Annotated in this window: 10 protein-coding genes; 6 read left to right on the top strand and 4 right to left on the bottom strand. The window is 58.2% G+C overall.

What is annotated here, in order from left to right:
* Nucleotides 1–70: 70 nt before the first annotated feature.
* Nucleotides 71–355, bottom strand: coding sequence for a pyrimidine/purine nucleoside phosphorylase (ppnP, locus tag OKC31_RS11880; protein WP_042055930.1), 285 nt, complete (start codon nucleotides 353–355; stop codon nucleotides 71–73).
* 270 nt (nucleotides 356–625) lie between these two features.
* Between ppnP and OKC31_RS11875 the strand changes: the two genes are divergently transcribed.
* On the top strand, nucleotides 626–1,867 hold the full coding sequence (locus tag OKC31_RS11875; RefSeq protein WP_005360943.1) for a dicarboxylate/amino acid:cation symporter: 1,242 nt from the start codon (nucleotides 626–628) through the stop codon (nucleotides 1,865–1,867).
* 64 nt (nucleotides 1,868–1,931) lie between these two features.
* Entirely contained in the window at nucleotides 1,932–2,240 is a 309-nt protein-coding gene (locus OKC31_RS11870) for a hypothetical protein (protein ID WP_201905248.1), read from the top strand.
* 1,243 nt (nucleotides 2,241–3,483) lie between these two features.
* Here the strand turns inward: OKC31_RS11870 and pfkA are convergent.
* The 3 genes from pfkA to elyC form a co-directional block, all read right to left on the bottom strand.
* Nucleotides 3,484–4,455, bottom strand: a complete 972-nt coding sequence (gene pfkA, locus OKC31_RS11865; RefSeq protein WP_005336840.1) for a 6-phosphofructokinase — start codon at nucleotides 4,453–4,455, stop codon at nucleotides 3,484–3,486.
* 149 nt (nucleotides 4,456–4,604) lie between these two features.
* A complete protein-coding gene (tpiA, locus tag OKC31_RS11860) occupies nucleotides 4,605–5,360 on the bottom strand; it encodes a triose-phosphate isomerase (RefSeq protein WP_005336839.1) in 756 nt (251 codons plus the stop codon).
* A 135-nt stretch (nucleotides 5,361–5,495) separates the two neighbouring features.
* Entirely contained in the window at nucleotides 5,496–6,266 is a 771-nt protein-coding gene (elyC, locus tag OKC31_RS11855) for an envelope biogenesis factor ElyC (RefSeq protein WP_201905250.1), read from the bottom strand.
* 101 nt (nucleotides 6,267–6,367) lie between these two features.
* On the opposite strand from elyC, the gene cmoM reads away from it, so the two are divergent.
* The 4 genes from cmoM (at nucleotide 6,368) to mukB (ending at nucleotide 13,710) form a co-directional block, all read left to right on the top strand.
* On the top strand, nucleotides 6,368–7,144 hold the full coding sequence (cmoM, locus tag OKC31_RS11850) for a tRNA uridine 5-oxyacetic acid(34) methyltransferase CmoM (RefSeq protein ID WP_031227571.1): 777 nt from the start codon (nucleotides 6,368–6,370) through the stop codon (nucleotides 7,142–7,144).
* Nucleotides 7,145–7,244: 100 nt separating this feature from the next.
* Complete coding sequence (gene mukF / locus OKC31_RS11845) at nucleotides 7,245–8,579, top strand: chromosome partition protein MukF (RefSeq protein WP_005345760.1); 1,335 nt, start codon at nucleotides 7,245–7,247, stop codon at nucleotides 8,577–8,579.
* The gene (mukE, locus tag OKC31_RS11840) at nucleotides 8,560–9,279 is read left to right on the top strand and encodes a chromosome partition protein MukE (RefSeq protein ID WP_005345759.1); all 720 of its coding nucleotides are present in this window, start codon (nucleotides 8,560–8,562) and stop codon (nucleotides 9,277–9,279) included. Before mukF ends, mukE begins: the two co-directional genes overlap by 20 nt.
* A gap of 3 nt (nucleotides 9,280–9,282) precedes the next feature.
* Nucleotides 9,283–13,710: a chromosome partition protein MukB gene (mukB, locus tag OKC31_RS11835; RefSeq protein ID WP_247822725.1), complete on the top strand. Its 4,428-nt coding sequence runs from the start codon at nucleotides 9,283–9,285 to the stop codon at nucleotides 13,708–13,710.
* Nucleotides 13,711–13,848 lie beyond the last annotated feature (138 nt).

Here is a 13,848-nt window from a genome sequence, read left to right as displayed (position 1 = left end):
ACATGGACACAGATAATGGGGCTGGGGGGCCAATAAGGTTGAAGGGGCTGATCCCCTTCAACCGGCCTGATCAGTCGAGAAATTCGCACAGATAAGCTGTGGGGGTTTTCACTTCCAGTTTGAAGGAGGAGTGACCGGCCACCAGGAAGGATTCACCCTGGTTGTAGGTGTGCCACTCATCTTCATCAGCCAGCTGGATGGTGAGGGCGCCCTTGATCACCGTCATCCGCTCGGGGGCGGCGGTGTTGAACAGGTAGTCACCGGCGTTCATCACCCCGACGGTTGATTTCTCGCCTTTTTGTTCGAAACCGATGGATTTTACATTTCCGTCGAAATACTCGTTAACTTTCAGCATCTTTACATCCCTGTGTGTACGTTTGTGCAGCCAAACTAGCACAATCTTTTGCCAGTTGTCATGGGGGATGAGGTAAAAATCGCCGAGACCGCTTTGAATCTTCACTTTTTCGCAAACTTATTAATAGCCAAGGTTAATGATTTGCTGATTTAAAACAGCAATTAATTGTGAGATAACACGCGCAAACAGGGGAATGGGCAGCCGCTCATTCCCCTGTTTGGTTAATTGCACTGGGAAAAGTGTGAATTTTGCTACATAAAGGAACATATTGTGTTAACTAAAGGACTCATTAAAAACATCGGCTTCCAGGTTGTGGTCGCCATGGTACTGGGCGCAGTGGTCGGCGCGTTCATGGGTGAACAAGCCACCGTGTTTGCACCGCTCGGTACCCTGTTTATCCAGCTGATCAAGATGCTGGTGATCCCGCTGGTGGCGGTAGCCATCCTCTCCGGCGCCGCCAATCTGGGCGCCAGCCCGGCTGCGGGCAAGATCGGGGCAGCGACGCTGGCTTTCTTCCTCGTGACCTCCGCGTTGGCCGTGTTGCTGGCGCTGGTGATGGGGCAGATTTTCAAGCCGGGTGTCGGGGTCGATTTCGCTTCCGTCGCCTCCATGTTTGGTGGTGACTACGCCGATAAAGGGGCGCTGCCGGATGCAGTCGCCACCCTGCTTGGCATGATCCCCACCAACGTCTTCAACTCCCTCAACGAAGCGAACATCCTGCAGATCCTGGTGTTCTGCATGTTCCTCGGCATTGCGCTGGCCAAACAACCACGCGAGCGGGCCAAGCCACTGGTCGATGGGCTCAATACCCTGGTGGATGCCTTCGTCTGGATGATCAACAAGGTGATGATCATCGCACCACTCGGGGTGTTCGGTCTGATGGCGGAAGCCATCGGTACTTATGGCTTCGACGTGCTGACCCTGGTGCTCAAGCTATTCGTGGTTTATGTGGCTGCCATCCTCATATTCGGCTTTGTGGTCTACCCGCTGCTGGTGATGATGTTCTCCAACACGCCGGTAATGAAGTACCTCTCTGCCATGAAGAAGCCGCAGATCGTTGCCTTCTCCACCGCCTCTTCCATGGCGACCCTGCCGGTCAATATGGAGACCTGCGAGCATGATCTGAAAGTGACCAACGCGACCGCCTCCTTCGTGTTGCCGCTGGGTGCCACCATCAACATGAGCGGCAACGCCATCTATTACGGTCTGGTCGCCATCTTCTTCGCGCAGGTTTACAACATCGATCTGAGCGTCGGTGCCTGGGCGGCCATCATTGTGACCTCCACTCTGGGGGCGATCGGTCAGGCCGGTGTGCCGGGCCCAAGCTTCCTGGTGGTTGCCGTACTGCTGGCGGCCGGGATCCCCATTGAAGGGTTGCCGCTGCTGTTCGCGCTGGATCGTCTGTTCGACATGATCCGCACCTCCCTCAATATCACCGGCGATGCGGCCTGTGCTGTCATTGTTGACCGCTTCAGCCCGGAATATGACCCAGAGCGTTGGAACAAGGCATAATTGCTTTGAGCTGGACTGAGATATAACAGCCTTAAGCTGACACTGCGTAACGCGAGCCCCTGCCATGATGGCGGGGGCTTTTTTATATCTGCCGGGCAAGTATCAGAGCAAAGATGTGCACAAGAGATTGCTGACGGATTTAGCTGTGTTGAATGGAGAGCACGGGAGGGAAAACATCAGTTGTGGGCATGGGCCGTATGGCGTCAACCGCCCTGTTGTAGATGCCGGGGTAGGGGATTGTCAAACGGTGGGTAACAAAAAGGGGAGCTTTGCTCCCCTCGGATATGATCTGCTGCTGGTTCTACTCCATCAGGTCATATGGTTAAACCATCCTGGTTACACCCTTGTGGCGAAAGAAACAGCGTCAACGTGATGAAATCATATCTATGTTGATCATCTCGGAATTATTACTGAAAAGCGCCAGTTGGTGGCGATTAAACAGACATGGCAAAGAGGGTCGGTCCGGATTGATGCCTCTCTATCCGGCTCAGAACTGTGACAGTGAGGGCAGAGAGACAGCAACCAGGGTGAAAAACACCGTGAAAACGGCAGTAACGACAAACTCTTTCATTTTTCTCTCCCTAAGTTGTTGGTTGATGTAATCAAGATACCATATCAAGGGGGTAAAACAAGGTGTAAATTGATAAAATAGCTGCTTTATGTGTATGGTTGGTTGAGATGGCTATTTTTGTCATATTGAGCTGATTTTATCACCTGCTCTGGTATGTCAGGCATTCAAGATTCTGTTTTTATGATTATTTCATTTAAATTCAACTGGTTGGTGTGCTGCCGGTTGGTTTGGTGGTGGGTTTTGTGTGGGGCTTAAATGGCATTTTATAAGTTTTCACCCTCGTAATAGTGTCATTGAGGCCATAAAAAGTGTGCAGGGAAATGATTTGACGATTCCTGACGTAGATAGCCCATCCAAAATAAGTCTATGGAGACAATCTGGTTTCCAGCCCTTGTCGCACCATCACTTTATCAGTCCGGAGTCTCCGCATTTTTACAGTAATGCACTGGGTTTATAGGGAGGAGAGCGGTGCATCAGGGAGATACAGAGTGGCAGCTGGCTGTTTTATCACCGCCAATTTCCCCGTTGGCCTCGGAAGAGACATGGCCGCAGCAAGAGTGAGGTGCGCAATAGGCCAGATGCGTATTCTCTGGCTGGGCTGGGCTGGGCTGGGCTGGGCTGGGCGCGAGCAGCGATCTGCGTGGCCGGTGCATCTGCGTGAGTCATGTGATTGTAATTCGAGAGCAGGGCCGGAGCATGGTTGGGTAAGATATCTGAATCCCCTCTACAAGATTGAGATATAAAAAGCGGTGTATGACGAGGAGGCTGAACAAGCTCGTTTCAGGGTCGACAGAGCGCAGGTCAACGCAATCCGGTTTGCAGTGATAAAAGATCCACGACAATACCGGAACTCTGTTCGTAGGCTGAAGCCGGTTGCTGTGAGGAGAGGAAGGCTGGTGATCAGTCAGATGGCGCAAGGGTTGGGATCAGGCAACCCGTATGGTGAGGGGCAAACAGCGTGCCGATGCACCAGTTTGCTTGAGATATAAAAAAACCCTCCGATGGAGGGTTTTTGTCATCAACAGCCGGTTAAAAGCCGCGTGGCTTAGAACAGGGTGGTGGAGAGGTTGTAAAGCTCCTGATCGAACGGACGCTTCATGTTCTCGATGCAGTCGATGATGTCGTGGTGTACCAGCTCGTTGCGCTGGATACCGACGCAGCGACCACCGTGACCAGCCAGCAGCTGCTCAACGGCGTAAGCACCCATACGGCTGGACATGATGCGGTCACGGGCAGTCGGGGCACCGCCACGCTGGATGTGGCCCAGAATGGTGGCGCGGGTTTCACGACCGGTCAGGGCTTCGATGTCTTTAGCCAGTGCGTTCACGTCGGTAACGTGCTCGCAGATGGTGATGATGGCGTGCTTCTTGCCCTTGGCTTCGCCTTCCTTGATCTGCTTGAGCAGCTTCTCTTTGTCGAAGGCTACTTCCGGCACGATCACATACTCGGCACCACCGGCAACGGCGGCAGACATGGCCAGATCGCCACAGTGGCGGCCCATGATCTCGACCACGGAGATACGGTGGTGGGAGCTGCAGGTGTCGCGCAGACGGTCGATGGCGTCAACCACCACGTTCAGAGCAGTATCAAAACCGATGGTGAAGTCGGTACCGGCGATGTCGTTGTCGATGGTGCCCGGCAGGCCGATGCAGGGGAAACCCTCTTCGGTCAGCTTCTTGGCACCCATGTAGGAGCCGTCACCACCGATGACGACCAGCGCATCGATACCGTGTTTTTTCAGGTTTTCGATCGCTTCGGCGCGCACTGCGGGGTCTTTGAAAGCAGGGAAACGGGCGGAGCCGAGGAAAGTACCACCACGGTTCACCACGTCGGAGACGCTGTGACGCTCCAGCTTGACGATGCGATCCTGGTGCAGACCGAGGTAGCCATCATAAATACCGTAAACTTCCAGGCCATGATGCAAACCGGCGCGAACCACGGCGCGAATGGCTGCGTTCATACCGGGTGCGTCGCCACCACTGGTCAAAACACCAATACGTTTGATTTGTTTGGTCATGAGTGCCTCTGGATCTGAGTTGTCAAATACGAATGTTTAAATAGACAAGCCACTTTTACTATATCGGCTTTCATATGGGATGCGGGGGCCACCATAGGAAAAGCGATACAAGAGAGGGGACGAGCCCCTCTCTTTGCCGTCATCAGCGATTACTTGGCAGCGCCAGCAATGATCTGGGAGAAGTCGTCCACTTTCAGGGACGCACCACCGACCAGGCCACCGTCGATGTCCGGTTGACCGAACAGGTCGGCTGCAGTGGCACCAGTGACGGAACCGCCGTACAGGATCTGTACTTTGGCAGCAACGGCGGCATCAAAACCGGCCAGGTACTGACGGATGTGAGCGTGAACGGACTGAGCGATCTCCGGAGTGGCAGTCTTGCCAGTACCGATGGCCCATACCGGCTCGTAAGCGATAACGGCGTTGTTGAAGGAGGCGATACCGCAACGGTCGATAACGGCTTTCAGCTGGGTCTCAACCACGTTCTTGGTCACGCCGGCTTCGAACTGCTCCAGAGTTTCACCGATGCACAGAACCGGCACCAGGCCGCCTTTCTGGATCGCTTCGTACTTGGCAGCAACCACGTCGTCAGTCTCTGCGTGCAGGGTACGACGCTCGCTGTGGCCGACCAGAGAGTAGGTGCAACCAAAAGCTTTCAGCATGGAGGGGGCGTTTTCGCCGGTGAAGGCACCAGACTCGTGAACGTCAGCGTTCTGGGCACCGTAGGCAATCTTGCTGCCAGCGGTCAGTTGCTCAACCAGACCCAAAAAGATAACCGGCGGGCAGACGGCGACTTGCACAGAAGGATGAGCGGCAGCAGCCGGGGTCAGTCCTTTGATCAGAGCTTCTACAGAAGCTTTGGTGCCGTTCAGTTTCCAGTTACCCATTACCAGGTGCTGTCTCATCTTGTATATCTCCTAGGCATTTGATTGCGCGACATTATATGAATTGAACCGAGCCCAAGATAGCTGACCCGGCGGCAAATGACGTAATTTTTTTTCGCTTTCCTGATCCAAATCAGGAATGAAACGCTTGATCGCTCATTCGTTAACCTGCCCCCGCAAGCGAGCCCACCATACCCCAATCCATTCGTGGATGGCAGCTTCGGAATACATCAGATAACGCCCTTTGGGTAAATAACTGTAGAGCGGCTGGGGTACCTGACTCTGCTTGGCGGTGTAATCGGTGGGGGCCGGCACGGCCTTGAGTCCCTGACCCTGATAGAGGGCCATGGCCCGGGGCAAATGAGTGGCCGAACTGACCAGCGCGACCTCTTTTCCCTTGAGGTGACGACTGATACTGACCGCCTCATCATGAGTGTCTTTGTTGTTTTCAAACAACGTCATCCGCGAACGAGGTATGCCGAGGCTCTCGGCCATCCGGGCGTTGACCTCGGCATTGGAGAGGGTATCCCCCGACACATAGCCGGAGAACACCAGCTCGGCTTCGGGATAGGCCTGGGCAAGGCGAACCCCCTCCAGAGTCCGTGCCAGCGAGATATTGTTCTGCCAACTGCGCATCGGTACCGCCGGATCGCTGACATGACCGTTGCCGAGCACCACGATGGCATCGATGTTGGGATGCTGGCTCACCTCGAACGGCGGGAAGGTCTGCTCCAGCCCGCGGGCCAGTTCATAGCTCACCGGCCGCATCCCCATCAGGGCCACAATGAGCAGCGAGAGGGTGGCCAGCAGCTTGCCGGTTTTCTGAAAACGGGTGAACCAGAGCAGCAGCAGGGCGACCAGCAGCAGGGAGAGGGAGAAGGGGAGCGGCATCAACAGCTGACCCAGCCACTTTTTGAGCACAAACACGACAGACACTTCCTTGAGTTTTCAGCAAATTCGGGATGTGACAGAATACCTCTCTTTTTTGGGATGGCCACAGCCCTGTGGCGCTAATGTTGAGTTTCTCCTTGAAGCACGATCAGAGTTTTGACGGGCGCGCCGACAAGTTCGCCCGCAACATTTACGACTCCACCAAGGGGCGCATCCGCACCACCATTGTCTGGAGCGACATCGAAGCCTGCCTGGCCCGCCTTGGCAACCGTCCGCTGCGCATCCTCGATGCGGGGGGCGGTTTTGGCTATTTCGCCCAGAAGCTGGCGGCCATGGGCCATCAGGTGGAGCTGTGCGATCTGTCAGCAGAAATGCTGGAACTGGCCCGCAGCCAGATCGCCGAGAAGGGGCTGGAAGACAAAATTCGTCTCATCCATTGCCCCATTCAGGATCTGAAGCAACACGTGACCGGGACCTTTGATCTGGTGCTCTGCCATGCGGTGCTGGAGTGGCTTGCCGAGCCGCGCCAGACCTTGCTGGGTCTGTTCCCTTTCGTCAATGCCGGGGGCATACTGTCGCTGCTTTTCTACAACCGTCATGGTTTGCTGTTCCAGAGCCTGGTGGTGGGTAATTTTGACTATGTGCGCCTTGGCCTTCGCAAGAAGCGCCAGACTGCGCTTACACCCACCAATCCCCAATTGCCGGAGCAGGTCTATGACTGGATTGGTCGCGGGGGGCTGCGCATCATCGGCAAGACCGGGGTGCGGGTGATCCACGACTATATGCGTCACAAGCAGGATCAGGTGGAGAAGTTCGACGATCTGCTGGCCATGGAGCAGCAATATTGCCGTCAGGAGCCTTTTGTCGCCCTCGGTCGCTATATCCATGTGATGGCCCAGAAGCCGGCCAGCTGATTGCTCGCGGTTCACTTAAATGTGAACCATGTTTTCGATGCTACCGGATGTAGCCGCGCGCACGATTTTGCGCCCAATACAACAACGAGATGACAACATCATGATGAGTACATCCCGTACCCTGCCAGAGCGTTCTTTGCCGGAGCTAGTAGGGTGGGTCAGGCAGGAGGGGTTGGCGTTGAGCCTGCCGACCGACCGGCTGGCCTTTCTGATTGCAATCAAGACGCTATCCGAAGATGAGTCGGACCTGTCGGAAGCGGCGCTGCACGATGCCTTTGGCTATGTCAGCAGCGCCTTCGGCCAGATGGATGAGACCCTCACCGGTCGCGCCAACAACGCCATCAACGATCTCATTCGCCAGCAGCTGCTGTCGCGCTTCAATACCGACATGGTGGCGGGGGAGAGCCTCTACCGCCTGTCGCGCCTGGGTGTGAGCATCGTCGACTTCTTTATGGATCAGCGTCAGGTTGACTCCATCAAGCTCTCCATTCTGCTCGAACACCTGGCTGCCGAGCTCGACACCGCCCGCAAGGCGGCGCTTGAGACCAACACCCGCGAGCAGTGGGATGCCGAGGTGCTGCCGCGCCTCACCTTCTCGCTGGAAGAGACCCTGGGGCGAATTGATCTCACCCAGCGTGCCATGGATGAGCAGCAGAATCAGGTCAAGAGCGAGATCGCGGCCCTGCTGACCCAGAACTGGGTCGATGCCATTCACAGCTGCGAAAAACTGCTGCACGAGACCGGCCAGACCCTGCGCGAGCTGCAGGATACTCTGGACGCTGCCGGCCACCGCCTGCAGGCAGGGCTGCTCAACATTCAGGAAGCGGCGCAGGGGCGCGACGATCTGTTTCACGTCGAGGAGCTGACTCACGCCTTGCAAGGGCGGCTCGACGTCATCACCAGCTGGGGTCAGCAGTGCATCGAGCTCTGGTCCCGCTACGACAGACACGTCCACAAATTTATCCGCAACGCCATCGATATGGACAAGAACCGCGCCTTCAGCCAGCGGCTGCGCGAGTCCATTCGCAACTTCGAGCAGCACAACTGGCAGCTGCGGGTGGCCGAAGAGCCCCGTCTGCTGGAGCTGCGCGACGAAACCATCGCCATCCACGACGAGGAGGTGACCGGTGAGGTGCCCCTCGAGATGGAGTACGTCGAGATGGTGGACATCAATCAGGAGCTGGCCGAGCGCATCGAGCGCTATCTGGCCCGCTACCCCGAGCAGGGCCAGCAGCTGGATCTGGCCGATGTGCTGCGGGAATACCTGCTGGACTACCCGGCCCATGCCCACTTCGATGTGGCGCGTCTTCTGATCGACCAGGCCGTGCGCCTGGGCCATGCCAGCGGCGAGCGCGAACTGCATCGTCAACCCGCATGGAAACCCATTAACCAAGCTGGATCCAAGGTTCAGGCCTATGTCATTGATCAATACTGAGTTTCCCTTGCCGCTGCGCCTTGCAGAGGCGATTGCCAACCCCTTGTTTCCACGCATCGACACCGCCTTGCGCTCCGGTCGTCACATCAGTGCCGACGAGTTCGAGCAGCACTCGGCACTGGTCGAATATCACAGCGAGCTGGAGATCTTCTACGGCCGCTATCAGGTGGAGCTGATCAAGGCGCCGGAAGGCTTCTTCTATCTGCGTCCGCGCCCGAGCTCCGACATCGGCACCACTGTGCTCTCCGAGCTCGATATGCTGGTGGGCAAGGTGCTCTGCTACCTCTACCTGAGCCCGGATCGTCTGGCTTCGGAAGGGGTATTCGCCATGGCCGAGCTGCAGGAGGAGGTGCTGAGCCTCGCCGACGAGAAGCAGCTGCTACGGATGGTCAACAGCCGCTCCGGCGGTACCGATCTCGACAAGAAGAAGTTGCTCGAAAAGATCCGTACCTCCATGCGCCGTCTGCGCCGTCTTGGCATGATCACCGCCCTTGGCAACGGGGATAAATTCCGGGTCAACGAATCGGTATTCCGTTTCGCCGCCGATGTGCGTTCCGATGAAGATCCGCGCGCCGTTCAGCTGCGGATGATCCAGGAGGGTGAAGCCATCTTCCACGACGACGAAATGCCGAGCAGCGACTCGCTCTTTGATGACATCGAGGCGGATCTCGATGAAGAACAACTGGATCTGGAGGTATAACCGGTGCGAGGCAAGTTCAAATCCCTGACCATGGTCAACTGGAACGGCTTCTTTGCCCGGACCTTCGATCTCGACCAGCTGGTCACTACCCTTTCCGGCGGCAACGGCGCGGGCAAGTCCACCACCATGGCGGCCTTTATCGCAGCGCTTATCCCCGACCAGTCACTGCTCCATTTCCGCAACACCACGGAAGCGGGATCGAGCAGCGCCTCCCGTGACAAGGGGCTCTATGGCAAACTGCAGCGCGGTCCTTGTTACTCGCTGCTGGAAGTGATGAACAGCCGCGAACAGCGGATCTGGGTCGGCGTCCACTTGGAGCAGATTCAAAATCGTGACAACAAGGTCAACATCACTCCGTTTGCACTGGTGGATGTACCAGAACATCTAGCGCCAACAGACTTGCTCATGGAAAAGTTGGATGATGGTCGGGGCAAAGTTCGTGCGTTTGCCGATTTGAGTCGGGCTGCGGCGAATCTTGGTGCACTGAAAGTCGCCAAATTCAATACGGTGACCGACTATCACAACTTCATGTTCGAGTTCGGCATCACCCCGAAGAAGCTGCGTGATCAAAAAGATCGCGGCAAGTTCTATCGCCTGATCGAAGCCTCCCTCTACGGCGGCATCTCCTCGTCCATCAGTCGTTCCCTGCGCGAATACCTGCTGCCGGAGAACTCCGGGGTACGCAAGGCGTTTGCAGACATGGAGGCGGCCATCTATGAAAACCGCCGCACGCTGGAGGCGATCAAGGAGACGCAAGGTCAGCGGGATCTGTTCAAGAACCTGATCACCGAAACCACCCACTATGTGGCCGCTGACTATGTGCGCAACGCCGCCGAGAAGAGCCGCCTCTCCGAGCTGGCCCTCAAAGCGCGCCAGGAGCTGGCCGACAAGCGCCGCATTCTGGCTGAAGAGAAACAGCGCGCCATCTATCTGGCGGATGAGGTGGAGCAGCTCACCAACCGCGAGAAACTGCTGACCGACGAGCTGGAGTCTGCCTCCGAGCATCTGGCCAAGGTGATGGCGGCCGTCAGCTTGCAGAAGAAGATCGAGATGTACCGCGCCGATCTGGCGGATCTCTCTGACAAACTCGAACAGCAGCAGGCGGTAGTGGAAGAGATCCATGGCCAACTGCTGGAGGTGGAAGAGCGCAAGGAGCTGGCGCAGGCCGAGGTAGACAGCCTCAAGACCCAGCTGGCCGACTACCAGCAGGCGCTCGATATCCAGCAGACCCGCGCCATCCAGTATCGTCAGGCGGTGCAGGCCCTCGATGCTGCTCGCGAGCAGTGCGAGCTGCCGGGGCTGACCGCCGAACAGGCGAGCGACACCCTGCATCAGTTCCGCGCAGCCGAGCAGAGCCTCACCAGCCGGGTGCTGGGGGCCGAGCAACAGCTGGCACTGGCCAAGGCGGCAGTGGCCGAGCACGAAGCGGCGCTGGCGCTGCTGCTCAGCATCGCTCCGGAAACAGTGCGCGAGGCCGCTTGGCCCACAGCCCAGGCGCTGCTCAAGCGTCACATCGAAGACAATGCTCGCATCGCGCAGGGGCAGGGGCTGCGCGCAGCGCTGGCTCGCCTCGAGAAAGAGAGCGAAAGCCAGAAGAGCCTCTTCAAGCTGCGTGACGAGCTGCAGCAGGCCTCTGGCCAGCTGATTGCCAGCAGCGACGAGCTGGAGATCTTCCTCGAAGCCCAGCGCACCCGTCAGGAGGAGCTCTCCGAGCAGCAGGCGGAGGTGAACCAGCGCCGCGCCAGCCTCGAGCATCAGGGCACCCAGCTGGGCCGTGATATTGCGGAGCTGACCAAGCTGGCGCCGCGCTGGCTGAAATCGTTCGAGAAGCTCGAGCAGCTGCGCGAGCAGAGCGGTTTGCCGCTCGCCACCGCCGAAGAGCTTTCGGCCGGTATGCAGACTGTGCTCGACAAGGAGCGCGAGTTCGAGCAGGAGAGCAACCGCATCGCGGCGCAGAAACAGGCGCTGGAGCTGCAAATTCGCAACCTGCAGTTGGGTGCTGGCGAGGCGGATCCCCGTCTTGCCCGCATCGCCGAGCAGGTGGGGGGCGTGCTGCTCTCCGATGTCTATGACGATATCTCCATCGACGATGCCCCTTACTACTCCGCGCTCTACGGCCCGGCTCGCAGCGCCCTAGTGGTGCTCGACCTCGAAGGCGCCATCGAGCGGCTGAAAAAGCTGGAAGATTGCCCGGAAGATATCTACCTGATTCAGGGCAACCCCGACTCCTTTGACGAGGATCTCGTGGAAGCGGACGAGCTGGGGGACGCCGTGCTGGTGCGCACCAGCAAGCGTCAGGTGCGCTTCTCACGCTATCCCGAGCTACCGCTGTTTGGTCGCGCCGCCCGTGAAAAGCGGATCGAGCAACTCGACCTTGAACGCGAAGGGCTCATCGAGGGTTACGCCAAGGCCGCTTTCGAGCAGCAGAAGTACCACCGTCTCTACGGTCACTTCCGCGACTTTATCGGTCAGCATCTGGATATCGCCTTCCGCCCCGACCCCGAAGCCGAAGTGCAGGCCAAGCAGGCCGAGCTGCGCGCGCTGCAAGGAGCCATCGGCGAGTGCGACAAGCAGCTGAGTGATGCCAAAGCGGCCGCAGCCCAGCTGACTCGCCATATCCAGCTGGTGCAGGGGATGCTGCCCTTTGCCCACCTGTTTGCCGAGACAGACCTAGCGGCCCGCCTCGAGGCGGCTCATGCCGATGTGGACGCGCTAAAACAGGCCGAAGCCTTTATCGCCAAGCACGGCAAGTCGCTGGAAAAACTGGAAACCATGGTGCAGGTGCTGCGTCAGGATCCGCAGGATCTTGCCGCGTTGCAGGCAGCTTACGATGAGGTGAGCGACCTGCTGGCCGAGCAGAAGCGACGTTGTTATGCCCTCGATCAGCTGGTGGCCCGTCTGCCGCACTTTGCTTATCAGGATGCGCAAGACCTGCTGGGCAAGGCGTCCGAGATGAGCGAGCGACTCAAAGAGAAGCTGAAAGCAGCCGAGCTGGCAGCCCGCACTGCCGGCGAGCAGCACAAGCAGATTGCCCTGCGCCACACCGAGGCGTTGCAGCTGCGTACCGCCCTCAACTCCAGCGTCGAGGCCAAGCGCCAGACCCTGACCGAGTTTGAGCAGGAGCTGGCGGCCATGGGGCTGACCCTCTCCGACGATATGGAAGAGAAGGCGCGCGCGCACAAGAAAGAGATCGAAGAGCTGCTGATCCGCACCCGTTCCCGTCGCACCAGCGCCGAGGCCCAGTTGCAGGTCACCAAGCGCGAGATTGAATCCCTCGGTGGTCGTCTCAAGCTGGAAGGCAAGGATTACTACAGCGCCCGTAAATCTCTGGTGGGCCACAAGGCGAGCTGGTCGCGGGTGGTGCGGCTGGCGCGGGAGACCGACGTCGAGAAGCGCCTCAACAAGCGCGAGCTGGCGTACCTCGACAGCGACGAGCTGCGCTCCATGTCGGACAAGGCCCTCGGCGCCCTGCGGGTGGCGGTGGCCCACGACGAGGCCCTGCGCGATGCACTGCGTCTCTCCGAGGGCAACCGCAGCACCGAGCAGAAAGTCGCCTTCTACGTGCAGGTCTACCGTTACCTCAAGGATCGCATCCGCAACGACATCATCCGCTCCGATGATCCGGTTGAGGCGATCGAGGAGATGGAGATCGAGCTGGCCCGTCTGGCCGATGAGCTCAAGCAGCGGGAAACCCATCTGTCCCTCTCCTCTCACGAGGTGGCGGCCAAGATCACCAACATCATCCGTCGCGAGCAGAACCGTATCCGGGTGCTCAACCAGGGCTTGCAGAACATCGCCTTCGGTCTTGTGCGCGGGGTGCGCCTCAACGTCAATATCCGCGAGGCCCACACCCGTCTGCTTACGGCGCTGGCCGATCAAACCGCCATGCACAACGATCTGTTCGCCGACAAGGAGCTCAGCTTCTCCGAGGCGATGGCCAAGCTGTTCCAGCGCCTCAATCCGCAGATCGAGCAGGGGGATCGCAGCTATCAGGTGATGGGCGACGTGCTGCTTGACTATCGCAACTATCTGGAGCTGGAGATCGAGGTGCAGCGCGGGGCCGATGGCTGGCTGCGGGCCGAGAGCGGTGCGCTCTCCACCGGTGAGGCGATCGGTACCGGTCAGGCCATCCTCTTGATGGTGCTGATCAGTTGGGAGGAGGAGTCCCGCCGTCTGCGCGGCAAGGATATCGCTCCGTGCCGTCTGTTGTTCCTCGACGAAGCGGCCCGTCTGGATGGCAAATCCATCGCCACCCTGTTCGAGCTGTGCGAGCGGCAGGATATGCAGCTGCTTATCGCGGCGCCTGAGAACATCAGCCCCGAGAAGGGCACCACCTACAAACTCATCCGTAAGGTACAGGGCAAGCACGAGCATGTGCATGTGGTGGGTCTGCGCGGTTTCGGCTTTGCCGACGACAAGCTGATCGCCTGACTCTGATGGGCAAATAGCAAGAGAAAAGGGAGGCATTCGCCTCCCTTTTTATTGGAGAAATATGGCAAAGTAGCGGCGCAGCCTGCGATGGGATAAGGCTGCGGATGAACGGGCTTGCCCGGTTCTGGTTAAGTATCC

Source organism: Aeromonas sp. Y293-4 (genome assembly GCF_027705905.1).
GTDB lineage: Bacteria > Pseudomonadota > Gammaproteobacteria > Enterobacterales > Aeromonadaceae > Aeromonas > Aeromonas veronii.
The sequence above is the reverse complement of the archived record's forward strand: the minus strand, read 5'-3'. Positions and strand labels throughout refer to the sequence as shown.